Here is a 26166-nt window from a genome sequence, read left to right as displayed (position 1 = left end):
ACTTTACTTATTCAGTAGTTTTAAGGCTTCCATAGCAATTAAATAGCTATTTGATCCTAATCCACATATTTGTCCTGTACAAACAGGAGCTATAACAGATTTTGTCCTAAAATCTTCCCTTCCATAAATATTTGATAAGTGAACTTCAATCGTTGGTATATCAAGAATTTCAATAGCATCTCTAATAGCAATGCTATAATGAGTAAATGCAGCAGGATTTATTATCAACCCAGAATAATTCGACTCTATGGATTTATGAATTTTGTCCACAATCTGTCCTTCATGATTTGATTGAAAAATTTCAATATCAATGTTTAATTCAGTAGACTTAGTTTTTAGTTGCTCATTAATTTCATTTAGAGACTTTCCACCATATATAGATTGGTGTCTCTTTTCTAAAAGATTTAAGTTTGGACCATGAATAATCAGTATCTTCATTAGCAAATGCCCTTACCTTTCCAATTTATTATATCAGTCTCTATTATTTACCTCAAGAGTTTATTTTAACACATCTTTCCAAAATTTCATAGATAATTTCTTCAATTGATTTATTATCCACTAAAATTGTAAAATCGGAGGCTGCAATATAAATATCCTTTCTAGAATTATACATAGAATTTACCTTAGCAAAAATATCTTCCCCACTACCTAATAAAGGTCTCTTAATTTGTGAATTCTTTAAATTATTAACTATATTATCTACAGATGATTCTAAGAGCACTATAATACCTTTTTCTTTTAGATTTGAGATATTCTTATTATCTACTACTATACCTCCACCTGTAGATATTATTACATCTTCATATTGGGATAATTTATCAATAATGGTACACTCTAATTTTCTAAAACAACTTTCTCCATAGGTAGAAAATATATCTTCGATACTCAAATTTTCCTCTTTTTCAATTAAATAATCAGTATCAAAAAATTCTCTATTTAAAATTCTTGATAGTTCCATTCCCACAGTGGTCTTGCCTGCACCACTCATACCAATTAATACAATGTTTTTCATCACATCCACCTATTGTTCATGTTTAGGGTTATTCCCTACAATCTCAATTGCTTTTGTAACAGCAGCCAAAACATCAGCATTAAATTGTTGATTCAAATTATTTGCCTTAGCATATGCATATCCTTGTTCTGTAACCACATAGTTTGGTGTTAGATTATTCAATGCTACTGCTGCAATATCCATTTGACATTTTTCACAAGTACATTTTACATCCATTTGTGGTAGGACCTTATGTAATACTTTTGACACTTCATCTTCTATTAAATTATGAAGACCCATTAAATTCCCCCCTTAAGCTAGTCACTTTTCATTAAATTAATCTTTGGTTCAAGAAATCCAGGCACTAAAGTTCCATATTTATAAATGCTAAACCTATCATAAGCAATATCGGCTTTTTCGCTTAAATAATTATGATCTAATAACTCATCAGAGATTAATAGTCCTTTGATACTAGGTCTTTCTAAAGTATCAATTATTATGCCCCCATTAACTACTACTATTATACCATTAAATTTGAATTTACTAGTTATAATTAAATTTCCTTCAACAAATAATACACCTGAAATATCTACCTCTAAGTTGCTACTGTCACCAACAAAAAAATTAACAGGAGTTTCATCATATTTTTTTGCTACTAAAAACATAGCCTTTCCAGCGAACTCTTCAATATATGGCTCTTGCATATTATCTCTAGAAGCTGCTATTACAAATTTGCTACCTTTTTTATATAAATCAATCCTACTATACATAGAGGATTCCATACCATAAATATTACTAGGCCTATTACAATTATGAATATCAATATCTTTAATGATCTTATTCAACAATAAATTAAAATCTTTTTTCTGAAAATCCAATACTAAATTTGGCAAAAGAGGAGATTTTCCATTATCAACAAGTTCATTGAAAAGAGATACAGTAGAAGTAACTTTAGCCTTTAGTCCTTTCATGTTACTATCGGAAATCAGCTTTAATACTTTTTTACCATCTTTCTCAGTAATAACAACCTTCACTTTTTTCATATCATCCCCTTGCTCTAAATCTTCTTCATCAATAACTATATCTTTTGTAAATGTAGGAAATGGCAATGACCTAAAATGTTCTTCTAACATAGGACATAGTTGATTATCATAGTATTTTCCTTCTAGTAGAGACATAAGAATTTTACCTTCTGAATAGTAATAAGCTTGGATATTATCAGTAGTTGATTCTAGTATGAAATGTTCTAATTTGATGATATATCCCAAATATAAAGACATAATCATCAAAACAGACATTATAATTAATGCAATAACAGAGATATAACCTTTTCTATTTTCCATAATGCCTCCAAATTAATAATCAATTGGACATCTAATAAAAACATTAGATTTTAAATTTAATTCAGAATTGTTCTTCTTAAACTTAAAATCCAAGTAAACTATATTTAATTCAGTCATGAATTTTGTATCTGAAATATCATCTACATATTCACATAAATCATTATATCCATCAAAATAATATGAAGAAGGGTATTCTTCATTGAATCTAGTGCATGCCATTCTTACAATTTTATTGCTGTTTAGATGGTAGGTGATATATCTATAACTCCCATTTTCTTCATCTATTATCATTACAAATCCTATATTGGTTGGAAATTTAGTATTTAGACCTACTATCTTATCTGAAGATATAATTTTATCCGCAGATTTAATATCATCCTTGATATATTCAATAGCATATCTACCATTTAATATTAGCTCATCTTTCTCATCACTTAAAGTACAAGCATCTATTGAAAAATCTAGTATACAAAATAATGATAGGATAATAATTGAGCTAATTCCTAGAGTCAACAAAACTTCTAATAAAGTAAAACCCTTATTTTGAAGGTAAATATGCTTTATATTGAACATTATCAACCTTGCTCCCTTCTTTGTTTTCATATACAAAAACTGATAACTCCCATAATCTTTCGGATTTTTCTTTTTTAATTATCTTAATATTGTATTTCTCATTAATTTGACTTTGCGGAATTATCATCTCAACATTGTCATTGACTTGGAATAACTTAATTATATCTAATACTCTAGTATCATATATAGATGTATCTATACCTTTTTCAATATCATAAGCTTTTATTTTCTCAACTACCAACTCGCCTAAATAAATCATTTCAATTTTTGTGTTATGAATGCTTGTCCTATAGAAAGATGAGTTTATAATTGGCAATACAGTCACTGCAATTAATCCTAACAAACATAGACCTATTAGTGTTTCTACTAAAGTAAAGCCTTTTTTCATAATAAATTTACCTCATTTCATTATTCTATGTTATAAAGATTAACTTTTCCAGTAGCTGGAGTAATAGTAATTTCAATATTTTGATTTTTTCTATTTGTAACTAGGATTGTACCTGAGCGATTAGGAGTTCCTGTAGCAGAAAAATTAATAGAATTTTTAAAGTTGTTACTTTTTATTGTTATACCCTGTGTAAATTGCTTATCTTTTATAATAGTTGTGATCTTATCTTCTTTAACAATTTTATAACTATTATTACTTAAATCTATATAAACTCCATAAATACAATTTTCAACAACAGCACTATTTCTAGCAAAAATAATGTCCCTCTTAAATTCCATAAGTTCTTTATTTTCCTTAGTATTGTAGATATTGCTTAAACTTGGCATCACTAATGATAACATTATTGAAAATAAGGCTAATACTAATATAAGCTCTAATAATGTATAGCCATATTTATTTTGTTTTAGTTTTAATACTTCCATTGGTTTAGAGAATAGAGCATATAAATTAGTTCTGCTCTAGTTATTTTATTTTCATTGCTATCATAAGAGAAACAACGAATTATCTTATCAGTTAATATTCTTGAAGCAATATTATACCAGTTGAAATTTTCATCGCCTAAAACTCTTTGCATTATTATTTCAACTTCTTTATAAGAAATATAATCACCCGGTCTAAAAGTACCATCACTATACCCATTTATATATTTTCTATGATATGCGTAGCTAATAACATTTTCATAAGTCTGGAATTTTTCAAGATCTTTAAATATCTTTATGTTTTCTGTATCATTAGTTATTTTCCACTCATAAACTCTGCTTAGTATACTTAAAAACTCAACTCTCGAAATACTGCTGTCTGGTCTAAAAGTCTTATCAGAATATCCATTGACAATGCCTCTTCTAATAAATGTATTTATCTCCTCCTTAGCCCAATGACCTCTAATATCATACAATATAGGAACTTCATTATCCACTAATACTACATAAGTTCCGCTCTTAGAATTTAGCGTTCTTGCCTCAACATTGGCTGAGATCTTTCCTTCATTAATCCTAGAAGGTAAATATGCCCATTTATCATTTACTAATTTATATATTCCTCCATTTTGCTTTCCAAAATATTCAAATTCTAAAGTAATAGGAATCGAATTATCATAATCATTAGTAGCATTTGTTATATCAATCCTGTAATAGTTAGAAGCTTTAATATATTTATTTTCTAACTTATAGCTATTGTCTGATAAAGTATCGATGTTTAATACAACATTATTATAGAATATTCCCTTGTCTACTTGAACTAACAACCCATTATCTCCACTGAAGCCCCTTCCACCAATAGCAGATATGTTTACTATCGTCGACTTAGTAAGTGAGTCTTTTTGCCTTAGTAAATTATAAGTATTTATATAAGATTCAGAAAACCCTTTCCAATAGCCGCTAATAAATCCTTGCCTATAGTTATCCGTTTTAAGAAGCAAATAGTGCTCTATAATTATATTTGAATTAGTAATTGAATTAGTTTTCCAATTGCTAGCTTTCTTTAAGGTATAATCTTTAGTAGCTTGTATTTCTCCTTTTATCCAACCAGTATCGTAACCATTGTCAAATCCATCAACATCATCCAATATTTTTAAATTTAAATTTGCTTCTCTAAATGATTTACTGTAACTTTCCTCATAACTATTCTTAAATCCAATGAGAAATCCTTCCCTATACAGTGGAGATTCCTTCTTTAAAGAATAGTATGTTAGGATATCTGAATCTGATGGGATATTTCTATTATAATTATTTGAATTCTTATCATAATAATCCTTAGCACCATAAACTATACCAAGTTTAGAACCTAGTTCTTCTCCATCACTAGTACCAGTTTCCAAAGAAATATTCTTTGGTTCTTGAAGACTTACTTCATATCCAGATACATAACCTTCCTTAAACTTTTCTTTAAATAATTTTAAGAAATAAATCCTATAAGAAGTGGTTTCCATTCCTAAACTAAATAATTCTGTAATGGTTGAATCCGTGGGCATAGCTTTTGACCAGTTTGAAGCATATCCATTATGATAATCATGTGCTGCGTGTATTTCTCCATAAAGAAGACCAAATGCATCAGCATAAGTAAATTTTGGTTCCACTAGGATATTTCCAGTTCTTATAAATATAGCATCATAGTATCCCCTGTCAAATCCCTCATAGAATCCAGTTATGAAGTAAGTTTCAAAATTCTTATCATTATTAGTTAGATAATAAGAATACTTTTTTATAACATCTTTATATTTTGGTCTTAAATCATATGGGGTAGATATATTGTCTTTTGAACTAGTCTGTGAACCTACTATTTTACCTTCAGAATAACCTAGAGTATCTGCAGTTTTTTTAGCAATTAAGTATATTTCGTCACCAGTATTGGCAAGTACAATAGAATTATTTAGTAATAATATTACAAGAATAGCTATTGAAAATATCCTACATCTTCTCATTTTATCACCTTCTATCGTTTTTTAAGTACAAGAACTTTGCCAACAGGAATTATATCTAAACCACTTATCTCATTAAGCTTTAATATCTCATTTACATATTTTTTTGAACCGTAGTACTCCATACTTATTTTTTCAGCAGTATCTCCAGAATTAACTACATGAAACATACAATCACCTATACTTACATCTTTTCCATTTTCATCAATATTTCTAGAATAAACTGCCTCAAGCTTATCAATTAAAATCACACCACAATTATCCCTATTCTTTGGAATTTCAACATATAGTTTTTCAAGATTAAGTGGATAAATTATTAAATCATCTGGAGGATTAGCCTCAACATACTTCCATCCAGTCCAGCCTATACCTTCCGTGAGTGGTATACATATATCTTCTCCCATTTGTCCTCGAAAAGCTATTCCAACAGTAGCAGGAGAATAATCATATGAATATATCCAAAGACCAACGGTATTCGGAGGATATTTAAGTTGTATATTGTTCTTAGAAATATCAATATACCCACGATTTTCTTCCTCTATAGCTACGATATCATACTCGAGTCTTAAGGAATAATCCTTTGATTTAGCTTTAGTAGACTGACTAACATAACCCTTTACAAATTCCTGAGAGGGTAGAAAATAGAAATTCTTATTTTCAAAATCTAATAGAGTTTCTTCTACATAAGGTTTCACCACTACTACTTTTTCTATTTCTTCTACAATGTTTGTTTCACTAGATTTATAATCCTCATAGGGAATAAAAGGGGTGTTTTTGTCTTCTTCTTTAGCAATGTCAATATATATAATATTGCTATCAGCTTCTGCAATTCCATCTAAACTATAGACTTTTAATGTCATAATCCCATTTAATTTTCCATCTGTATCCATATCCATTGACATGCTGTCTACTAATATCTTTCTTGGACTGCTCTTTATAGCATTAATCATATCCAAAACACCAAAATAACTTCCACTATAAGGTATAGAAATATCCATATTCTTTACTTGTAGATCCCCAATATCTTCGTATACTGGCCTATTGAAGTTAAGATCCGCTACGGAAAGATTTTCGTTTTCAATCAACCCATTAAGTAAATAGATAATCTGCGCTTGATCTAATTTCGGAAAATATTTTGACACAATTTTTTTATTTCCTATATGCAACACATCCCAATCCTTATTGATTTGATCCTCTCTACGGAGTATATCATTAATTTCGCCAATCTTTTGTAGATATTCTGTCTTCTGTATCGCTAGAGCCCGAAGTTTCTCAGATTGAGGGTTTATAATGAATTTATATACTAACCAAGAAAATAAAATAATAGCTAATAGATACAAAAGAACTTTTTCATTTCTTGTAAATTCTAAAGACTTATTTTTCTTCTTTTTCAGCAGACTCTTCTCCATATGTATCCACACCCTTTAATCTAACATTGACATTAAAATTATAATAATTCTCTGAGAAAGAAATATTTGACACGAAAATTTCCTCAATATGACTTAAATCTTCTAATCCTTTTTGTAATTCTGCAATTGCCCATTTATCCTTAGATATACCTATTAAATGAATATCTCCACCCTTTATACTAATAGAAGTGAGAAATAAATTCTTTGGAACTTTAGATGTAATTATATCTAAAAAGCTTTCATCTACGACATCTTTCCTCTCAATTATACTATCTAGTTGTTTGATTTTTACTACATAATCTCTAAATTCAGACACCTTAGTTTCTTTGGTTTTAATAAATTCAACTTTTTCCATTGTCATTGGATTTTCGGACATCTCTCTTAGAATTTCTACTATTTCCGACTCTTGTTTAATTATAACTGCATTGTAAACTATATAAGCAATGATAAGTAAAATAATAAAAGTAGATAAAGTAAAAGTAATAATTTTATTATCTAATTTTGAACCCTTTTTACCTATATAAGGTTCAAAAAAGTTTATATCTCTCATTTTTGCACCTCATCCATCCGAATTAGCCCTCCAATAGCATTTGAATACTGAGATAAATCACCATCAAATTTAATTTTATCTAAAGAAATTAGTTTAACAGACGGTATATTGAAATAATTAGAAAAAATATTATCTACACCATTTAAATTTGAAAGACCTCCTTGAAGCAAAATATAATTAATATCACTTTTAGATCCCCTACTAATGTAATATTTAAATACTATTTCAATTTTTTCCAAAAGATTATTTAAGATAGATTTTATAACATTTACTAGTCTATAATAATCAGTAAAATCTTCCTGAATAGTATTTAGATTCCTCACTTCAAATATCTTTCTTTCACAATCCTCTACAGAACAATCAAATATCAATCCTACGTTTTCATATAATTCCTTTGCTCCCACTTCTATAACTCGTGATACTTCAATAACTCCGTTTCTTATTACAGTAAGCTTAGAATTTATATATCCTATATCTACTGAAGCAATAACTACATCTCTAGTATTATATTGTTCGTTTATTAAAGCATTGAATTGAAGTAGTTTAGCAATTGCATTCCCTTGAAAATCTAATATTTGTGGCTTTAGCCCTGCATCTTTCATTAAACTTAGATGTTCAGTTACCATCTTTTTTAGTATTCCGATTAATAATATATTAAGCTTTTCATTATTTCCTTCAATGCTGGTTCCTAAGATAATATACTTGATAACATAATCATCTAGATTAATTGGTAGATAATCATTTAATTGATAATTAATAACAGATGATATTTCTTTTTCCATAACCTTTGGAATAACAATCTCTCTAGTAATAATAGAAGAACTGTTTATTACCCCATAGGCTAAATCTGTTGAAACTTTGTTGTCTTTTAAAGCATTTTTTATTGTAGTAGATATCATAGTTTGATTGAAGATTTCACCATCTAAATACGCACCTTTAGGTAGCTGTATAGTGAAAGCTTTTGAAATATTACTTTCCCCTTTTAAAACTCGTCCTTCTATTACTTTTATTTCATGGGAACCAAAGTCAAGGGATAAGATTTTTTTGCTGATTAATGGTAATTTCAAAGTTATTCCACCTTTCTATACTTCTTTTAAAACATGAATAACAGTTTTTTTAAAACATCATTATATACCAGTTAAGCAATTCATCTCCCCAGAATATTGTTATGAAAAAACCTAATATAATAAATGGTCCAAAGGGTATTGGATCTTTCCTTCCTTTGATTTTTTTAATTAATAAGAAAATTGAAATAATTGCACCTAATATAAAAGACGCCAGTATAGTAAGAAATATCTTCTTGATACCTACAATAAACCCTAATATTCCGATTAAAGTTACATCTCCATCACCCATGGCTCCTTTGGAGATTATAATTATTAAGATGAAGAGTAAAGAAGAGAAAACTAGTCCTCCTATACTATTTAATACTTCCGGTGAAATGTTATATAATAAGTATGAAACAAGTTTATACAAAATAGCTGTTCCAAATATAATAACAACTAAAATATCAGGAATTATCATATTTTGTAAATCTATAACTGAAATTATAATAAGTAATGAAAAAATAATTGAATAGAAAAACAATTCTAAAGAAAACCCAAATCGTAAATAGATAATTAAATATATCGTAGCATTTAATAGTTCAATAATTGGATACTGTGGAGAGATTTCCCCCTTACAATATCTACATTTTCCCCCTTGGACTATAAAGCTAAATAATGGTATTAAGTCACACCATTTGAGACTTGTACCACAATTTTTACAACAGGAGGAAGGTATTACTATACTTTCCTTCTTTGGTATTCTGTAAATACATACATTTAAAAATGATCCTATTAGTAATCCATATAGGAAAACAAGTAGTTGCATATCTATGCTCCTTTGTATGAGTTAATAAATTTTATCAGCTCTGTAATTAATTATTTCAGTGTACTTGATTTTAAAACATCTGTTTTGCCAATTAATTTAGTTTTTATCATTCCGTTACTCCAATTAATTTCATGAGTAGCATTTTTTGTTGTATATAAATTCTCATCAGTGTCAGTACTATCTTCTATATCTAAATAACCTACTAAATCTGCCTTTTTTGCAGGTAAGGAGCCGCTAGGGCTTGCAGCTTGAAACATCTGAAAAGCAGAAACAATTACTTTATGCTCAGCCACTGCTGCTGTTTTTTTGGCATTATCGGTAACATCATTAAATTTTGGCACAGCTATAGCTGCTAAAATACCCAGTATTGCAATAACTGCTAACAACTCTACTAATGTAAATCCTTTTTTATTCCTTCTTTTTATAATCTCTTTTAACATTAATTTCCCCCCTGAATTAACCTAAAAATATAATTACATATGTTACTAATAACCACTTTCCTAACTATAGGTCTCTTCTACTATGGACTATCATTGATTTTAAATTGTACTTACCATGTCAAACATTGGTAGAGCCATTGCTATTACAATAAAACCTATGACTGCTGCCATAACAACCAACATTAAAGGTTCCATTAGACTGGTCATTTTTTGTAGAGCTACATCTACTTCTTCATCATAAAAATCAGCTGTCTTAGATAATAGTTCATCTAATGCTCCAGATTCTTCACCTATTTTTATCATTGAATCTACCATAGGAGGAAATACGCCTACCTCGCTGATTGATATAGATAGTGAGATACCTTTTCTTACATTTCCTGAGGATAATTCTAGCCTTTCTTGAATTACTTTATTCCCCACAACCTTCCCTACTACTTCTATTGCGACTAAGAGAGATATTCCACTTGATATTAAGGTGGATAGAGTTCTTGAAAATCTTGCAGTAATTATCTTCACATTTGTATCTTTAACAATAGGAATCTTAAGTTTTAAAGTATCAATAATGATTATTCCAATATTACTATTTTTGAATATCATAAACCCAATGACAAATCCAATCAATGTAACTAAATGTATATACCAGTATTTGGTCAAATAATTACTTAGATTAAGTAAAAACTGTGTAAGATTTGGAAGTGCTTGTCCACTACTTTCAAACATACTTATAAATGTTGGCATTACTACTACAAGCATAAATATTATAACTGCAACTGATACTACTGCTAGTATCATTGGATATATTAAAGCTGATTTTACTTTGTTCTCTAGCTTGTATTCTTTTTCAAAATGCACTGCCATTCTTTCTATTATAGTATCTAAATTCCCACTAACTTCTCCGGCTTCCACCATATTTATAAGTAGTGATGGAAATACTTTAGGATGTTTTTTCATCCCTTGAGATAAAGTAAATCCCTTTTGAACATTCTCACTTAATGCACCTAATGCTTTGACTAAAGTCTTATTCTCAGATTGTTTTCCTATGACTTCCAAAGATTCTACTATATCAATACCTACATCTAACATTGTATAGAATTGTCTACAAAAGACTGCAAGATCCTTTTTCTTTACCTTGGAAGAAAAGATGTCAATTTGAGCCTCAGCACCAAGATCTTTTTCCACAGTAATTGGGAGATATTTGTTTCCTTTTAACATGGTTATTACATCTGATTCATCCTGTCCTTCAAAAACTCCTTCTAATACTTCACCTGTTTGAGATATTGCTTTGTATTTATATATCATAGGCTTCTCACATCCTAAGTAATATATTTTTTAATATTGTCTTGATTTATTGCCTGCATCAATGCTGTTTCTTTAGATATTAATCCTTTTTTATATAATTCTAGTATTGAATTATCCATAGTCTGCATTTGGTATTTTGAGCCTGTTTGGATTGCAGTATCAACTTGATGTGTTTTCTCTTCCCTAATTAAATTTCTAATAGCTGCTGTTGCTATCATTATTTCAAATGCTGCTATTCTTCCAGATTCATTAGACTTTGGTAAAAGTTGCTGAGATACTATTGCTTGTATTGCAGAAGCAAATTGAGTACGAACCTGTTGCTGTTGATGTGGCGGAAATACATCTATTACCCTATCAATAGTCTTAGCAGTTCCTACGGTATGTAATGTAGAGAATACTAAGTGTCCAGTTTCTGCAGCAGTTAATGCTATTGACATGGTCTCTAAATCTCTCATCTCTCCGACTAATATAACATCTGGGTCCTGCCGAAGTGCTGATCTAAGTCCATTGGCAAAAGACAAGGAGTCAGTGCCTATTTCTCTTTGGTTAACTATACTTTTGTTATGTTTATGTAAATATTCAATTGGGTCTTCCAAGGTAAGTATATGGCATGTTCTTTCAGAGTTAATTTGATTTATCATAGATGCTAATGTAGTGGATTTACCACTACCAGTAGGTCCCGTTACTAGAACAAGTCCCCTTGGTAATCTTGCTAAATCTCTTACTACTAAAGGTAATCCTAGTTCTTCCACAGTAGGTATATCTAGTGGAATTATCCTTAACGCCATTCCAAAAGAGCCTCTTTGCTTATATGCATTAATTCTATACCTACCTACTCTTGGGCTAGAAAAGGATGAGTCAACCTCCCCTTTTTTTTCAAGTATATTGATTAAATTATCGTTTAGGGATTCATATACTAACATTTTTGTATCGTTAGCCGTTAATTTTTCACTATCTAAGATTATTAGTTGCCCATCTATTCGAAGCACTGGTGGTAATCCAACTGTTAAATGTATATCTGATGCTTTTCTTGAAGTTGCTACATTAATTAATTCCAACAATTTCATTTATATCCTCCTATCCCAGAGTAAATCCTACTCTTAAGACTTCATTATATGATGTGTCACCATTAATCGCTACAGCTGCAGCTGATTGAAGTAAAGTGATCATTCCATCTTCAATAGCCCTTTTTCTTAATTCATCAATATTAACACCTTTATCTATGAGTAATCTAATATTTTCATTAATAGTCATTAGTTCATGAATTGCAGTTCTTCCTTTGTATCCTTTATTACAAGAACTGCAACCGACTGCCTTATTCAGTATTATTTTTTCATCTACATCAATTCCCAATACTTTCTTTTCTAATAAACTAGCTTCATACTGCATCTTACATTTTGGACATAATAATTTTACTAGTCTCTGAGACACTACTCCTATTACTGCTGAAGAAACAAGATACGGTTCTATTCCCATATCAACAAGTCTTGCCACTGATGACGGGCTGTCATTTGTATGGAGTGTTGAAAGCACAAGGTGCCCTGTTATAGCTGCTCTTATGGCTATCTCTGCAGTCTCATTATCTCTTATTTCTCCTAACATTATTATATCAGGATCTTGCCTTAATATAGACCTTAGTCCAGATGCAAAAGTAAACCCTGCCTTTGTATTTATTTGAACTTGATTTATACCATTTAATTTATATTCAACTGGATCTTCTATGGTTATGATATTTTTTTCAATTTTATTTAATTCTTGAAGTACAGTATATAATGTAGTAGTTTTTCCAGATCCTGTTGCAAGCGGGATAGTAATGGGATACTTTTATATGAAAAGTTAAACACTAGTAATAAATATATTGATTATCCAGAAAATAATCTAGGTGAAAAGATTAGGAAACAAAGAAATATCAAAGGATATACTGCAGAAGAACTTGGGAAACTATGTGGATGTGCAAAAAATAGTATATATGCATATGAATCAAATATTGCCAAGCCTAGCAATGATTTATTAAATCGAATAATTAATTCACTAGGCGTAGATGCTAATTATTTTGAAAGTAATTAAGTAAAAAAGACTCTGGATTATCCAAGAGTCTTAGTTTTTTAATTAAAAGTTCGGACATAATCATCATAACTCATACTATAATAATTAGAAATATATTTACCCACTCCATCTAATCCTGGAAATAGTCTTTTTTCATTAACTCCACAAAGGTTGAGTTGTTTAATTATTTTAGGTTTATGAGTACTTGGTACTCTGATTTTATATATAAACATTTCATCTTTAGCAATCCCCCCTTGTTCGTTTACAGTCATAAAATTCTTTGATTCTATTAAATCTTCTAAAGACTCTGTCTTACTTCCCCAAATTAAAAACCTGCTTTCTTGAGCTGACATACGAATGTCTATGTAACGAGGTATATAACTACAAGGATACTCTATACACGAGTGATTGCTATCTTCTATGTTTTTTATTATATCATCTAATATTTGTATTCTTGACAATGGTCCGTTATTAACTGAATATCTTGAATTTTTATTGACAAAATTTCTATAATTTGATTCATGTAATATCCAAACAGTTCCATCTAGTTCTTGGTTTTCTTTACAACAAAAGTATAACGCTACTAAAGAATTAGAAGTAAAATCTAGTAGTCTTGTCGGAGCACCAAAATGCTGAGCATATTCTAACCAAGACAAATAATCCTTTGTATCTATACCATTAACATAGCAACTAGCTTCTTTAATAAAATGACTTAATATTTCATTTTCTGGCTCCCAATAAACATTGTTTTCAATTCCATTAAATTGCTCTATCTTTTTACGATAAATATTAGGAATTAATTTATAATTGCTATTACTTATACCTCTAAATGAAAGTTCCCCTCCCATTTTAGTTCGAGTAAACTGATAAATTAATTTATCTAAAATTGAAATATAATCTTGAATACCGTGAATCTCTTTTCCTTTGATCTCTCTTTGTTCAGCCATATCTCCACCCCTTTATACAATTATACCAGTAAAAAAAGAAAAAGGGGAATAGTTCCCCTCTATTTCATGATACTTTTCCTCTGTTTAAACTTTTTTGCCAAATCATCAAGGACGACACTTGTATAGACCTGTGTAGTTGATACGCTACTATGTCCAAGCAACTCCTGCAGCTCTCTTATATTGAACTCATCATTCCTTAGTGCTTCCGTTGCAAATCCATGGCGTAATGCATGGGGATTAACTTTTTTCTTTTCACGGCCATCTTGTATGAATACCCCGGCCTTCTCTGAAATCCTATAGCACATTTCACGAATATATCTAGTATCTAAGATTCCACCTTTAAGGGTACAGAAGAATAATTCCGATTCTGGTCTAAATCTTAGCCAATTTTGACAAGATAAAATTATGTCACTATCCATAGGAATATATCTGTCCTTGTCACCCTTACCATCTTGCACATAGATTAATCCAGTTTCAAAATTCATGTCTGGTACAGTCAAGTTCGCTACCTCTGAGACTCTCAGTCCTGCCCTATACATAATCATCAAAATAGCATGATTTCTTGCTCCTGTCGCACAGCTTTGATTTATTTGGTTGAGCATCGCCACTGCTTGATTTGTATTTATAAACTTAGGTAATTTTCTAGCCATTAATAGCCCCTCCTATAGATTAATTTTATAACTAATAAACCCTCTTCCCCATCTGCATTAATTCGGACTTTGGACCACTACCTAGAAGTAATTGCATTGGGAAGGGCATTTCTGCCCTATACTGTTTGAGGTTTCCTGTATTTTGCAAATGATTCTTCTAAGACCTTTAACTGCTTTTCTCTTAATTCCTTGTAGGCTTTTTCAGTTACAAATCTGGTCCCGCTATGTCCTTTGTCAACTTCTGATATACTACATTCAAATAATCCACCAATTTTCCTATCTCCGCCAATTTCTTCTAGGTCATAAGTTCCCCAGTTGCTATCATATCTTACAATTTCGAACCATCCTGAGCGATTTGCCATGTCTCCCCTATTATAAATTTTTTGTCCTATTTCATATTTCATTCTAACCCCTCCCATTAATTAAAATTCTTTTCGTTCTCTTCTGCAAATGTATTGATTTCTTTGTTATACTCTCCACTACAAACTGATTGACCACCGCCAAGGTTTACATATGCCATGACCTTTTTAATGATTGGTGTATTTATTGATTTGTAAGTGATTCCATTTTCAAGTTGTAAAGTCAACATCTTAACCCCTCTATTAGATTTATTTTTTATACTGTTTCAATTCTCCAATTTCCACTATGAAAACATTCAAACTCGACCGTGTCTTGAGTGTAAAACTTTTTAAGTTCATCTTGTATATATTCATCTGAATCCTCATTATCTTTCAGAAATGCACTTAGAAGTCCTTCAGATACTAGCCTATTATCGTTATATGCTTTTATTTTTTTATCCATCATCTTGACCCCTCCAATTTTTTATTACCTTTTCAGGTTGAGCGGTGGAAGGTTTCCCTTCCCCTGGGATTTCACCAGCGTTGACCCTTGCCCTGCTTTTACATCTATTCTACTGCCACCTCTAACCACTTTGATCGATCTCCATATTTTGATGTGTTTATGAAGTGTTTAATTGGGTTTTTGTTAAATAATTTAGTGCCATCTGCATAGAAGGTGTCATTGTCGTTACTAGATTTGATTCTAAATATATAAAACTCTCTTTCTCCTGAATGGTATGTTTTTGCCTTCTTTATAGTAGTTTCGATGTCCTTACTCATAAAGCAATTATCTTTATGCCTGTTTCGTGTGCTTCTCGCTCCCATCTTAATCCCTCCTTTTATCTGATTACTTCAAAATCTTGCTTAATGTCTAATGCCGTACAATGTGAGTTTGTATGTCCATCTTGCCACTTACAAGTTACCGACAAATCTCTCCAATCGCCTGTATTGTTTTTTAGATCTATAACCTCATATGTCTGTCTCCAGTATCCGCAGTAGTAAGTTTTACCTACTTCATGTTTTGCTCCTTTGGATAGTTCTTTAAGTTGTAGCCCTGTTCTAGTTTCGATGATTTCTTTTCTTTTCATTTCGCCAGCTCCTTATTTATTTTTATATTTTTATCATCTAAGACAATTTATTTTTCAAGTCCATAACATTCTCTAAACTCTCTATTGACCTCTGCAATTCCGCCCATTTCTTCGATTTCATCCCATGTCAGTGTTAAATCCTCTATAAGTCTATGCTCTATTTTGTAATAACCTCCTTCTTGTTCTATATCGTACATTGCTTTTACCTTGTATCTGTTTCTTGCTTTAAGGGCATCAACCTCTACATCTAAAGTATTTTTTATAAAGATTTCATTCTTTTTCATCGTTCTAGCTCCTCTATTTTCTTATTTATTCAATACCCTTTTTATTATGTTTTATTCATTTTTTAGATAATTTAGTTAACCTTTTCGATAACTTAATTATATAATACAATACCGATTAAATCAACCCTTTTTATTAATATAATTCACTATTTCGTTAATTATTTTTGACAAAATGATAATATTAATATATAATGAATAAAAAAATACTGGAGTGATATAGATGATTAGTTATGGGCCCTTAAGAGAGTTATTAGGAAGAGAAAAACCAAATGGATTGAATATGAAGCGTCTAATAGAGCATAAAATAATTACACCTAATATATCTGTTACGCTTAACAATGATACTGGAAATGTATCGCTATCAACTATAGATAAGATAGCTAATTATCTAAGCAGGGAACTTGGTAGAGCTATTAAGATAGAAGAAATAGTAGAGATTATACCAGATGAAACAATAGAAACAAATTCAATGCGATAGGTGATTATGTGGAAATATACGAACCAGAACAAAATGAATTTGAGAAAGAAATTAACTCAATTTATCGAAAAGCTGATTTGCTAGGTTGGGAAATTCCCTCAACTGTAAAAATATTAAATGATATGTATAAGGATTTGTATGATGAATCTATACACGATGAAATTCAGAAGAAAAATGAACTCAATAATTATTTAATAATGTTAAAACATGCAAAGATAACTTTTGAAAGGCGTAATGGTTGTCGCAGAAAATAGGCAGGACTGTTGCCGCAGATGATATTATTAAGTTTATTCCAGATGAAGTAGACCCAATTGAATAGGCATAAAAATAAGGACCTTAATGGTCCTTTACTTCATTATTGCATTTTATATTTTTCATCAATTAAAGTTGTCCCAGCTTTATAATAAAAATATAAATCTTTTCTCTCTATTTCCTTAGCTTTCTTTCTATATTCATTATATGCACTTGCTACTTTAGATACAGCCCAAGCTCCACCAACTGCTAACATTGCTTTATCCGAAGCAATAGCGTTGTTAAGTGAAGTAATTGCTCCAGTTGCTGCAACACCAGCAACTAAACCACCCATACTACTTAACATTGACTGATCTGTCAATATTGTAATTCCCAAATTTTTTATTATATTATTATCTTCTATCATTTCCTGAATCTCTAATATCGAAGGAACTATTTCTTTATTATACAGAATATAGCATTCATCTTCAAAGTCTTTATCCCAAGGTAATGTTTGAATGTTTTTAGAATACTCTGATGTTTTTGATCTAAATCTTATTAAAGATTTTTCTAACTCTTTTCTAATGTCTAATATTTCATCTATTTGAGCAAATTCAAATGATGGTAATTTCAAAAATAAATTTTCTGTCAAGCTTGCTTGAGTTGTTTTATATTTTGCTATCTTGCTCATATTTATTATTCCATCACTTATAGCAGCACTCATTAAGTTATTAGATTCCTCATCAAATAGAGCATAACTATTAGAAAGATGGTTTCCTAATTTGCTAAAGTATTCAAAAACATATTGATCTATATCGTCTAAATTTGATTCAAAAGTTTCTAGCTTAATTATTTTGTTATTCATTAAATAAGCTATATCATTACAAGAATCATTCCCAAGATATTCTCTTAACTTCACATCTATGTTTTTAGATAATGTAATCAGTGTTTGCATAAATTGAAATTTCAAATAATAAGGAGCATGCTTATATTGCTTAGAATTAATTTTATCCTTCATTGGTTCTATAACTTCACTATAATGTTGATATTCACTATAATCACATAACTTAATAAGGCTAGCGATTTTATCTAACAAAATCAATCCTTTTCTTTCATTATTTACATATTTTTTATTTGTTAATTCAAAAAAAGTATGAACAACTGGACTTATTAAAGTTATTTCATCTGCATATAGTAATGCTGTTTTCATATATCTCATTTCTCTTTCTAATTTAAATGAATCATTAGGTGCTACTGCTATTGTAAAGTTAAATCCTTGGTCCATAATTAACCCCCTTTTCCCATATTCCCTTATTAAACCTATTATACATAATTTACCAGATTTATTGTACAACTTTTTATTTTCAGTTCACATTATTATTAACTAGATAAAAAGGACCTTAATGGTCCTTTTCTATTATTATGAACTAGCTATTATGCTCCACTGACACTAAGAAACTTTACAATTCCTAAAACTGCACTTTTGAATAGATTAATCATGGTTTGCCCTTGTTCTGGATTCAAAGCTAAGCTAATAGATAAGCTAAACATTGAACCATAAAATATATTAAGCCAGTCTTTTTTACCCATTCTCTCTGATGATTCAATCAGATAATCAAGCTTTTCATTGATGGTTTTAGAATCTTCTTCATCATTGTCGACCACATTTAATAGATACCTTCTTATCTCTCCAATTCCTCTTTGAATTTGCTTAATTTCATTATAAGTAAATTGTTGCATAGTATTTTCTATTTCATATTCAATATCATCAAATGCTCTTATTTTTTCTAGTTCTCCCCATAAATCTGGCTGAGATATTTCTCTTTCTAAGTATTGAAGCCAAAGTCTGAAAAATTCTAGCACCTCATCCCATTCATATGAATAACTCTGTTCAAATGGTATATTCTGGCCTGGAGAAAGTCCAAATCTAATATTATCTTCTTCTAAAAGTATTAAGAATTTATAGTCCGTTCCTTTATACCGCAAGATTTCAATCAATTCATCTTCATCTTTGCCTATGCTAGTATCCCATTCAAAATTAAAAGGATCAAATACTGACTCTTTTATTTCTTCTAATAATGAATTTTTTTGACTTCTCATTAAACTCATATTTATCCCCCTTGTTTTATATTCCTATTATATCCATTATACATAATTTTCCATCTCATTGCATAATATTTACATTTATTATTGAGAATCTTTTAGGGGAATTATAGACTGACGGCCAGATACATTTCATAACCCAATCCAACTGTTTAGGTGCAGCGAACGGAACTAGACTGGATAAAGCGGAGCTATGCTGAAGCTATTATTAGTAAATAGATCTACAGCTTAGATGTGGACTTGATACTATTGATGTATCTATAGAAGCATATTTCTACCTGTACTCTATAAGTGTATTGGTACAGTATTTGTAGTATTTGTAGTATTTGCATATGTGTATCGTATTACTTTATGCATTATTATGTTCTTATTGCTTTATGTGTGAAGATATAGCCATTTCAATATATTTGATTTAGTTGAGTGATGCGTATGGGTACAGTATGATGGCACCCTAATAAACCCTTCTCTTAATGTAGCAACGAACCCGTTTTGAACACATTTGACCTATTTCTATTACTAGATTATATCAATTTTATACATGTATTTTTTGCCATTTGTATCTATCAATCACCTTTTTTCCACTCAAAATAGCCTTATTTTAATCAAATATAATACCGAAACTATACAATTTCGGTATTATATCACACACCCCACTGTTTCCAATGCTTATAGACCGCATATTTATACCTTTCTTATCCATTTTGCTCACTGTATCTGCCATATTTAGCATATTTTTTTAAGGCACCTGGGGGGGGACTGGTCAGCTGGGGCGGGAGAGTTACCCCTCGAAAAAATATCCCATTTCTATAAGGCCAAAACTGGGCAAAAATTAATAAAAAAATCATAAAAACACCATTTTTATAATAGTTAACTCCTCATAATTTTATGTGAATACTTATTTAAAATAATTTTGATATATTTTCGCTATGACTTAATTTCTAAAAGTGATGTACTAACTATCCGTTTACTTATTCATTTTCTATGCATTTCCTATACACTTCTTATACGATTTCTATATGATTTTAATCACATCTTATATGGGAGGCTATGCTATAATTATTATGTAGAGTTATATAAAAATTTAAAAGTCTTTTGAAAACATCTCTTGAAAAAGGGGTGTTTTTAAATTCCAGAAACTTATTACTTAAAGCACGAACATTATGAAATCCATATACGCATTGATTTTACAACAATTGAAGGGAATTTGGTAAGGTAAAAACTTTTTACCTAGAATACCCCATGAATGGGGCGATTAAATTGGATAAAGAAATTTCTAAATTCATAGATAGAGAAACAAATGCATTTCAAGGAACCTTTGTTGTATCAAGGGAAAAAACTCCTAATGGCTATGAAAGAATTATTTACAAAATCATTGGTGGAGCCTATGATGGAATGTTGTTTGATGCTCATTGGAGAAAAATCGGCGAAACCCCTACTCTTGAAGATAAAAAACCAAAAAGCACTGGCGGAAAAAAACCTTATCTAATGCTTATGGTGGATGAAATTAAAGAGTTAAAGAAATCAGGTGTTAAAAATATCGAGGAATTAATCGGATATGTTGTTTGTTTAGGAGAATTTATCGAATGGCATACTGGTAGATTGATTCACAAGAGAAGCAAGAAACCTATTCAATACAAGGACTTGTTAGAAATATATGGATGTAGCAAACCTAAACTTAATAAAATGATAAATCTCATGAAAGAACATGACCTTCTCTATTATACTGATGAAGGTTATTTTATTTCATCCAAATATATAAAAAAAGGCAAAAGTAAATAAATACGGAAGGTTGGCCGAGTTAGGTTTATGGTACTTGTTTGCTAAACAAGCAGGGATAAAACCCTCAAGAGTTCAAATCTCTTACCTTCCTCCATAGTTGGTAATGCAGACTACCAAGTTAAATAATATTCTGCAGCTAAATAGAATTGAGATAGCCTTAACCCCTTTTAGCTATCTCCTACATATCAAATACTGGAGCTGATTCCATGGGAAAGCTTGTGTATAGGTTTAATGAATACATTGTAATTGAAGATGACCATAGGAAAGGTCATATAATTATAAATACCAAAGGAAAATATGAAAATCATGGGCATGTAAGGTATCTTAATAGCTGCAAGAATCTGTTAAAGCTAATGAAAAGACAAGTGGTGCCAGATAGCCCATATCTCAGAGGGACAGTCTTAAGAATATCTCTTGATGAAAAATACATCGCAAAAGTAAAAAACAAAATTGATAAAGATAAAAATAAACAACAATACTTTAATCCTCAAAAGGGTGTGAAAAAATGAAATGTAATACTTGTGAATGTAATTTTGCTTTACTACATGATAATTATGATGGAGTAAAAGTTGATTGTAAATATGAGAAATATAATAAATGCATTTATAAAATCAAAGAAGAACAACGCAAAAGTCATAAATGTGAAGGTTGTAAGTGGAGTACATTTACAGGAATAAAATATTTCTGTATGTTGCCTAGATGCATTCCCAACCTTGGGAATTTTAATGGAGTTGATAGAAGTGGAAAATAAGAAAATTTATAAAAAGATGCCTAAAAACTACTATAACTACTTTGATATATGTAAATGGGAAGGAATAAATACTAATACCGCTAAAAGTGTTATTGGTAGAAGTGGGCTTGAAGGTGTTTCAAGCATTGACGCATTAAAACCTATAGCTCATCAATTTAAAGAATTCCCTAAATATGAAAACGGATATCTTAGAAATCAATACGGGATATTGAAAAGCAATTACGATTTTTGGAAGGAAAACGGTCGCACTAGAAAACAAAGTCCGGGCAGACCGCCAAGATGGAAAGATAATCCTAATGTAGTTAATATAAACATTCCATTTCCAAAAGATTTATATGAGGAATTTCAAGGTGTAGTTGATAAGGCTAATGAAATGTCTATGATAAAGGTAACTTATAGAGATATGATTTATGTTGCAGTTCGAGAATTTGTAGATCGTAGACCGAATTTAAAGTAGGTGATAAATATGTCTAAAAATAAAAAGACAACTGAAGATATAGAGGTTTTAGAAGATGAAATCGTAGAACAAGGTCTACTCCCCTTCAATCCCCTTATGGGTTCTATTGCAATATCTCCTGATGATGAAGATGAGCAGAAATATGAACTCATTCAAAAACAAGAGAGCTTAGCTGTCCTAAATAAGCAAGTACTGGAAGCTAAACAAAGGGAAACTGAACTTATAGTTGATAATAAAAAGCTAGATGCTGCTAAAAAATTAATTGATGGCATTAATGCTGTTGCTGATAAGGCTTTAAGTGAAGAAACATTGACTAAGATTCTTACTAAAGAAGATTTAAATCCAATGGATCTAAAGTTCATGGCTGAATCTATGGATAAAATGGCTAATACATTGAAATCCTTGATGAAACCTTCAGTACAAGATGAATATGGCAATAGAAAGCGTACTAAGATAGTGGCTCAATTCCAGACACAATCAGGCGAAAAAGCTTCTATCGGTGTTTCGATAGATAATGATGATTAGGTGATAGTTTGCGTGGAATCCGTAAAAGATTAACTTTTGAAGATAGATTTTCTAGGAAATATTATTGTAAGTCATATAGGTTCACCAGTAAGATGAAAAAAGCTAATCGTAAGAAATTAAGACGACTGTTAAAAAGAAATGATGTGATAATATGATTCAAATGTATAAATATACAGATAAAGAAATAGATGTACTACTTAAAAGCATGGTTATTTTAGTCGACACACGAGAACAAGTCAATCAACATTTAACTCAATATTGGGATAGCAAGAAATTCCCTTATATAGTGAAAAAGTTGGATTTTGCGGATTATACTTGTATGATACCTTCCAATCCTGAACTTGGTATAATTAAAGATTTGTATTTTAATGATATTGTATCGGTGGAGAGGAAAAATTCACTTGAGGAAATTTCTTCGTGCTTTACAACCACTAGAACGGCTTTTGAAGGAGAATTTATCCGCAGTAAAGGAAATGTCCATCTTCTTATTGAAAAGGCATCTTACGAGGATGTAATTAATCATAATTATAAAACAGAATACAAACCTGTATCATTTCTAGCAAGTTTACATTCATTTAGCGACAGATATAATATTCCGATTACTTACATGAAGGATAATAAGTACTCTGGATATTTTATTTATATGACTTTTAAATATGCAGTTAGGAATTATTTATTGAATAAGTAGTTATTTAGGCACTCAACAGGAGTGCTATTTTAATGAAATATTGCCTTGATAGACCGACGGGTCGAAAAGTGATAAGTCCTAATCACCTTCAAGGCTTTTAATTATAATAGGACAAATACGAAAGGACGGTATTGATATGATGATACTAGATTTATTGCGTTCAGATGGCAGCATAACAGTCAATAAAAATCTCATACAAGCTATAGGATTGAATGAAGCTGTATTATATTGTGAATTATTATCGAGATACTTTTACTTTGAAGCTAGACAACTATTAGACGATGAAGGTTGCTTTTATAACACTCAATATGATTTGCAAGCTGGCACAGGATTAGGAGAAAAGGCTCAAAGAACTGCCATAAATAATTTGAAAAGTTTAGGATTGATTGAAGTAAAAAGAAAAGGAATGCCTGCTAAAAGGTATTTCAAGATAATTCAAGATGAAAATAAAATAACTTTACTATTAAAAGAAGGCAAGAAAAGGCTTGAATCCCTTGCAAATAGTGCAGATACTTCCATAGGGGGTAACTTGAAACGACCAAGGAAGGAACTAGATACCGCCAAAGGAAGTGGAAATAATACTAAGAATAATACTAAAGAAATAATACAAAGACTTAATGTTGTAATTGCTAATCGCAATGACGATTCGTTTTTTTTAGATGTATTCAACTATTACCTAACTAAGTATGAATTGTATATGAAAAAACAACACCCAATATTGTCAAATAAATATATATCTCAAATAGTAAAGGCTATAGATGACTTTGGAGATGAATATGATTTATGCAAAGTTAACGATTGGAAACTTATAATAGATATGTATTTTAAGAGTAACTTAGATAGCGATAGGAATATGATACATTTTGCACAAGAAGAAATTCTTTATAATAGAGCCGATAATTGTAGATTGGTATAAGTAGGTGATTTTATGAAAAAAGGAAAATTAAGAACTGCACATGGTAATATGTTATTGTTTTACTGCCCTGCTTGTAAAGAATATCACGGGCTCAATAAGTCATGGAGTTTTAATGGAGATTATGATAATCCTACCTTCTCCCCTTCTATACTGGTTACATGGGGTGATGATAGGAAATGTCATTTATTTGTAAAAGATGGCAAGATACAATATCTAAATGATTGTACTCATGAACTTGCTGGGCAGACTGTGGAAATGGTAGATGATGAACTATGATTACTCTAAAGTTTTGCAAAGAATTCGACTGGAACAATGTAAAGATTATTGAATTGAACTCATTTAAAGAGTTCTTTTATTTTTACCAAGAAAATCATGACAAAGGTTTAATTTATGATGTCAAATTACGAGGTGTTGCCAATGAAATGGGTTGATGATTTAAATAATAAAATAGATAATTTACATTTAGCAGGATTTGAAACTATTGAAGTCTTTGAATGGTTTTGGTTTAGAGTAAAGTTTAAGGATTTATCTGATATAGAGGTATCGTCAATATTAAGCTACTTACAAGATACTACTAAATTTGATATTCTTGATTTTTTAGAATGGATAATAATTCGTAAAATAAATTTAAAATTATCTTATAGTTATCTTAAAGATTTAGGATTGCTTTTTAATTTTAAGGCTTTAATGATTACTTTAAAATTAAAATTACAAATAAAAATGGAGGTAATGTAAATGTTAGAAATCATTAAAAATTTATTTGTTGGAAATGAAGAACATTATTTCAATCTAAAAAAGGAACATATTCCAGGAAGAGAAGTTGATCAACCATGCGATAACTTTGCAGTAGTTCATGCTTGTAAAGAACCATACCATAGGCAACTACTTCAATATACTGGTAGAGGTGCTCCTAAAGACCATCCAGGGTATTTATTTGCAGAAAGAGGTAACAGGCTTTTTATGAATATAGTTGATGCTCCTAAATCTTTATTCTTTGATAAAACTATGATTGATAAGGCTATTGATTTTATGGAGAAAAAACTAGATGAAGGTTTAAAAGTTCTAGTACATTGTAATGAAGGTGCTAGTCGCTCCCCTTCTATCTCCCTACTCTACCTTATAAAAAACGGATATATCAAGGGTGATACTTTGGAAGATTGCGAAGTGGAATTTTTAAAACTATATCCTAACTATAATCCAGGTAAAGGGATGAGAGATTTTGTAAAAGAGAATTTTGAGTTCTACAAGGATCTAGGCAAAGATATTGTTCATGAGGTTAAGAAGCCAAAAGAGGTTAATAAAACTAAGGCTACTAAAAAAGTTTATACTGTAGAAGATAAAAATGTAGGTGAATAGGAAATGAAATTAGAAAACAAAAATCCAAAGACAAATAAATGCCCTTTCTGTGGCAAGCCTCTAATTCTTAACAATGATTACACTAAGTAAAATTGCAAAGACGTTAATTGTCAGTATAATAATGATGTATGTTAAGTAAATTTTCTCATTCAAAAATAGAATTAAAAGGAAAATCTTAGGCGAATGAA

Annotated in this window: 40 protein-coding genes and 1 tRNA gene; 15 read left to right on the top strand and 26 right to left on the bottom strand. The window is 30.2% G+C overall.

Translation table 11 applies throughout. From position 1 onward, the window contains the following. Nucleotides 1-3: 3 nt before the first annotated feature. The 16 genes from aroQ to RIN63_RS05890 all read right to left on the bottom strand — a co-directional run bounded on the left by aroQ (nt 4) and on the right by RIN63_RS05890 (nt 13150). The gene (gene aroQ, locus RIN63_RS05965) at nt 4-438 is read right to left on the bottom strand and encodes a type II 3-dehydroquinate dehydratase (RefSeq protein ID WP_310443786.1); all 435 of its coding nucleotides are present in this window, start codon (nt 436-438) and stop codon (nt 4-6) included. Nucleotides 439-490: 52 nt separating this feature from the next. Beyond that, on the bottom strand, nt 491-1012 hold the full coding sequence (locus RIN63_RS05960) for a shikimate kinase (RefSeq protein ID WP_310443785.1): 522 nt from the start codon (nt 1010-1012) through the stop codon (nt 491-493). Nucleotides 1013-1021: 9 nt separating this feature from the next. Beyond that, complete coding sequence (locus RIN63_RS05955; protein WP_310443784.1) at nt 1022-1291, bottom strand: late competence development ComFB family protein; 270 nt, start codon at nt 1289-1291, stop codon at nt 1022-1024. A gap of 17 nt (nt 1292-1308) precedes the next feature. After that, nucleotides 1309-2334: a hypothetical protein gene (locus tag RIN63_RS05950; protein ID WP_310443783.1), complete on the bottom strand. Its 1026-nt coding sequence runs from the start codon at nt 2332-2334 to the stop codon at nt 1309-1311. A gap of 12 nt (nt 2335-2346) precedes the next feature. Then, nucleotides 2347-2937, bottom strand: coding sequence for a prepilin-type N-terminal cleavage/methylation domain-containing protein (locus tag RIN63_RS05945; protein ID WP_310443782.1), 591 nt, complete (start codon nt 2935-2937; stop codon nt 2347-2349). Beyond that, on the bottom strand, nt 2873-3295 hold the full coding sequence (locus RIN63_RS05940; protein WP_310443781.1) for a prepilin-type N-terminal cleavage/methylation domain-containing protein: 423 nt from the start codon (nt 3293-3295) through the stop codon (nt 2873-2875). The genes RIN63_RS05945 and RIN63_RS05940 overlap by 65 nt, the downstream gene beginning before the upstream one ends. Nucleotides 3296-3315: 20 nt before the next feature. After that, entirely contained in the window at nt 3316-3777 is a 462-nt protein-coding gene (locus RIN63_RS05935) for a GspH/FimT family pseudopilin (RefSeq protein ID WP_310443780.1), read from the bottom strand. Continuing rightward, nucleotides 3765-5774, bottom strand: coding sequence for an S-layer homology domain-containing protein (locus RIN63_RS05930; protein ID WP_310443779.1), 2010 nt, complete (start codon nt 5772-5774; stop codon nt 3765-3767). Before RIN63_RS05930 ends, RIN63_RS05935 begins: the two co-directional genes overlap by 13 nt. 11 nt (nt 5775-5785) lie before the next feature. Beyond that, nucleotides 5786-7180 carry a LysM domain-containing protein gene (locus tag RIN63_RS05925; protein WP_310443778.1) on the bottom strand — a complete coding sequence of 465 codons (1395 nt, stop codon included), beginning with the start codon at nt 7178-7180 and terminating at the stop codon, nt 5786-5788. Next, nucleotides 7146-7730: a PilN domain-containing protein gene (locus RIN63_RS05920; protein WP_310443777.1), complete on the bottom strand. Its 585-nt coding sequence runs from the start codon at nt 7728-7730 to the stop codon at nt 7146-7148. Before RIN63_RS05920 ends, RIN63_RS05925 begins: the two co-directional genes overlap by 35 nt. After that, the gene (pilM, locus tag RIN63_RS05915; protein WP_310443776.1) at nt 7727-8797 is read right to left on the bottom strand and encodes a type IV pilus assembly protein PilM; all 1071 of its coding nucleotides are present in this window, start codon (nt 8795-8797) and stop codon (nt 7727-7729) included. Before pilM ends, RIN63_RS05920 begins: the two co-directional genes overlap by 4 nt. A gap of 49 nt (nt 8798-8846) precedes the next feature. Continuing rightward, complete coding sequence (locus RIN63_RS05910; protein ID WP_310443775.1) at nt 8847-9602, bottom strand: prepilin peptidase; 756 nt, start codon at nt 9600-9602, stop codon at nt 8847-8849. A 50-nt stretch (nt 9603-9652) separates the two neighbouring features. Beyond that, the gene (locus RIN63_RS05905; RefSeq protein WP_310443774.1) at nt 9653-10042 is read right to left on the bottom strand and encodes a type II secretion system protein; all 390 of its coding nucleotides are present in this window, start codon (nt 10040-10042) and stop codon (nt 9653-9655) included. A 99-nt stretch (nt 10043-10141) separates the two neighbouring features. Next, the gene (locus tag RIN63_RS05900) at nt 10142-11341 is read right to left on the bottom strand and encodes a type II secretion system F family protein (protein WP_310443773.1); all 1200 of its coding nucleotides are present in this window, start codon (nt 11339-11341) and stop codon (nt 10142-10144) included. A 14-nt stretch (nt 11342-11355) separates the two neighbouring features. Beyond that, entirely contained in the window at nt 11356-12408 is a 1053-nt protein-coding gene (locus tag RIN63_RS05895; RefSeq protein ID WP_310443772.1) for a type IV pilus twitching motility protein PilT, read from the bottom strand. 10 nt (nt 12409-12418) lie between these two features. Then, nucleotides 12419-13150, bottom strand: coding sequence for a GspE/PulE family protein (locus tag RIN63_RS05890; RefSeq protein WP_310444103.1), 732 nt, complete (start codon nt 13148-13150; stop codon nt 12419-12421). Between the two features lie 9 nt (nt 13151-13159). Here RIN63_RS05890 and RIN63_RS15380 point away from each other — a divergent pair, with 9 nt between their 5' ends. Then, nucleotides 13160-13408: a helix-turn-helix domain-containing protein gene (locus RIN63_RS15380; RefSeq protein ID WP_399324547.1), complete on the top strand. Its 249-nt coding sequence runs from the start codon at nt 13160-13162 to the stop codon at nt 13406-13408. A 38-nt stretch (nt 13409-13446) separates the two neighbouring features. On the opposite strand, the gene RIN63_RS05885 is transcribed toward RIN63_RS15380, so the two are convergent. The 8 genes from RIN63_RS05885 to RIN63_RS05850 all read right to left on the bottom strand — a co-directional run bounded on the left by RIN63_RS05885 (nt 13447) and on the right by RIN63_RS05850 (nt 16694). Beyond that, nucleotides 13447-14334 carry an FRG domain-containing protein gene (locus RIN63_RS05885; protein ID WP_310443771.1) on the bottom strand — a complete coding sequence of 296 codons (888 nt, stop codon included), beginning with the start codon at nt 14332-14334 and terminating at the stop codon, nt 13447-13449. A 59-nt stretch (nt 14335-14393) separates the two neighbouring features. Further along, on the bottom strand, nt 14394-14984 hold the full coding sequence (locus RIN63_RS05880; protein ID WP_310443770.1) for a tyrosine-type recombinase/integrase: 591 nt from the start codon (nt 14982-14984) through the stop codon (nt 14394-14396). Between the two features lie 116 nt (nt 14985-15100). Next, the gene (locus tag RIN63_RS05875; protein ID WP_310443769.1) at nt 15101-15388 is read right to left on the bottom strand and encodes a hypothetical protein; all 288 of its coding nucleotides are present in this window, start codon (nt 15386-15388) and stop codon (nt 15101-15103) included. A 14-nt stretch (nt 15389-15402) separates the two neighbouring features. After that, nucleotides 15403-15573, bottom strand: coding sequence for a hypothetical protein (locus RIN63_RS05870; RefSeq protein ID WP_310443768.1), 171 nt, complete (start codon nt 15571-15573; stop codon nt 15403-15405). Nucleotides 15574-15599: 26 nt separating this feature from the next. Next, nucleotides 15600-15788, bottom strand: a complete 189-nt coding sequence (locus tag RIN63_RS05865; RefSeq protein WP_310443767.1) for a hypothetical protein — start codon at nt 15786-15788, stop codon at nt 15600-15602. Between the two features lie 101 nt (nt 15789-15889). Continuing rightward, on the bottom strand, nt 15890-16147 hold the full coding sequence (locus RIN63_RS05860) for a hypothetical protein (protein WP_310443766.1): 258 nt from the start codon (nt 16145-16147) through the stop codon (nt 15890-15892). A gap of 14 nt (nt 16148-16161) precedes the next feature. After that, nucleotides 16162-16410 (bottom strand): hypothetical protein, encoded by a 249-nt coding sequence (locus RIN63_RS05855; protein ID WP_310443765.1) that lies wholly within the window; start codon nt 16408-16410, stop codon nt 16162-16164. Nucleotides 16411-16457: 47 nt separating this feature from the next. Next, nucleotides 16458-16694 carry a hypothetical protein gene (locus tag RIN63_RS05850; protein WP_310443764.1) on the bottom strand — a complete coding sequence of 79 codons (237 nt, stop codon included), beginning with the start codon at nt 16692-16694 and terminating at the stop codon, nt 16458-16460. Nucleotides 16695-16914: 220 nt separating this feature from the next. Here RIN63_RS05850 and RIN63_RS05845 point away from each other — a divergent pair, with 220 nt between their 5' ends. Next, nucleotides 16915-17172: a hypothetical protein gene (locus tag RIN63_RS05845; protein WP_310443763.1), complete on the top strand. Its 258-nt coding sequence runs from the start codon at nt 16915-16917 to the stop codon at nt 17170-17172. A gap of 8 nt (nt 17173-17180) precedes the next feature. Next, a complete protein-coding gene (locus RIN63_RS05840; RefSeq protein ID WP_310443762.1) occupies nt 17181-17426 on the top strand; it encodes a hypothetical protein in 246 nt (81 codons plus the stop codon). A gap of 101 nt (nt 17427-17527) precedes the next feature. Here the strand turns inward: RIN63_RS05840 and RIN63_RS05835 are convergent, their stop codons facing one another. Together RIN63_RS05835 and RIN63_RS05830 are read right to left on the bottom strand one after the other, a co-directional pair. Continuing rightward, nucleotides 17528-18688: a hypothetical protein gene (locus tag RIN63_RS05835; RefSeq protein WP_310443760.1), complete on the bottom strand. Its 1161-nt coding sequence runs from the start codon at nt 18686-18688 to the stop codon at nt 17528-17530. A gap of 149 nt (nt 18689-18837) precedes the next feature. After that, entirely contained in the window at nt 18838-19512 is a 675-nt protein-coding gene (locus RIN63_RS05830) for a hypothetical protein (RefSeq protein ID WP_310443759.1), read from the bottom strand. A gap of 1251 nt (nt 19513-20763) precedes the next feature. Here RIN63_RS05830 and RIN63_RS05825 point away from each other — a divergent pair. The 12 genes from RIN63_RS05825 (at nt 20764) to RIN63_RS05770 (ending at nt 25978) form a co-directional block, all read left to right on the top strand. Next, on the top strand, nt 20764-21285 hold the full coding sequence (locus tag RIN63_RS05825) for a hypothetical protein (RefSeq protein WP_310443758.1): 522 nt from the start codon (nt 20764-20766) through the stop codon (nt 21283-21285). 4 nt (nt 21286-21289) lie between these two features. Next, nucleotides 21290-21379 (top strand) — tRNA-Ser (locus tag RIN63_RS05820). A gap of 112 nt (nt 21380-21491) precedes the next feature. Continuing rightward, on the top strand, nt 21492-21794 hold the full coding sequence (locus RIN63_RS05815) for a hypothetical protein (RefSeq protein WP_310443757.1): 303 nt from the start codon (nt 21492-21494) through the stop codon (nt 21792-21794). Beyond that, the gene (locus RIN63_RS05810; RefSeq protein ID WP_310443756.1) at nt 21791-22036 is read left to right on the top strand and encodes a hypothetical protein; all 246 of its coding nucleotides are present in this window, start codon (nt 21791-21793) and stop codon (nt 22034-22036) included. Before RIN63_RS05815 ends, RIN63_RS05810 begins: the two co-directional genes overlap by 4 nt. Beyond that, nucleotides 22026-22493, top strand: coding sequence for a hypothetical protein (locus RIN63_RS05805; RefSeq protein WP_310443755.1), 468 nt, complete (start codon nt 22026-22028; stop codon nt 22491-22493). The genes RIN63_RS05810 and RIN63_RS05805 overlap by 11 nt, the downstream gene beginning before the upstream one ends. Nucleotides 22494-22502: 9 nt before the next feature. After that, nucleotides 22503-23018 carry a hypothetical protein gene (locus RIN63_RS05800; protein WP_310443754.1) on the top strand — a complete coding sequence of 172 codons (516 nt, stop codon included), beginning with the start codon at nt 22503-22505 and terminating at the stop codon, nt 23016-23018. 151 nt (nt 23019-23169) lie between these two features. Further along, nucleotides 23170-23706: an ERCC4 domain-containing protein gene (locus RIN63_RS05795; RefSeq protein WP_310443753.1), complete on the top strand. Its 537-nt coding sequence runs from the start codon at nt 23170-23172 to the stop codon at nt 23704-23706. Between the two features lie 136 nt (nt 23707-23842). Continuing rightward, on the top strand, nt 23843-24622 hold the full coding sequence (locus RIN63_RS05790) for a hypothetical protein (RefSeq protein ID WP_310443752.1): 780 nt from the start codon (nt 23843-23845) through the stop codon (nt 24620-24622). 12 nt (nt 24623-24634) lie between these two features. After that, complete coding sequence (locus RIN63_RS05785) at nt 24635-24898, top strand: DUF6527 family protein (RefSeq protein ID WP_310443751.1); 264 nt, start codon at nt 24635-24637, stop codon at nt 24896-24898. Continuing rightward, on the top strand, nt 24895-25053 hold the full coding sequence (locus RIN63_RS05780) for a hypothetical protein (RefSeq protein WP_310443750.1): 159 nt from the start codon (nt 24895-24897) through the stop codon (nt 25051-25053). Before RIN63_RS05785 ends, RIN63_RS05780 begins: the two co-directional genes overlap by 4 nt. Next, nucleotides 25040-25357, top strand: coding sequence for a hypothetical protein (locus tag RIN63_RS05775; RefSeq protein ID WP_310443749.1), 318 nt, complete (start codon nt 25040-25042; stop codon nt 25355-25357). The genes RIN63_RS05780 and RIN63_RS05775 overlap by 14 nt, the downstream gene beginning before the upstream one ends. Continuing rightward, a complete protein-coding gene (locus RIN63_RS05770) occupies nt 25358-25978 on the top strand; it encodes a dual specificity protein phosphatase (protein ID WP_310443748.1) in 621 nt (206 codons plus the stop codon). The last annotated feature ends 188 nt before the right edge of the window (nt 25979-26166 follow it).

Source organism: Tissierella sp., assembly GCF_031460495.1.
Taxonomy (GTDB): domain Bacteria; phylum Bacillota; class Clostridia; order Tissierellales; family Tissierellaceae; genus JAVKTS01.
This window is presented reverse-complemented; position numbering and strand designations above follow the sequence as displayed.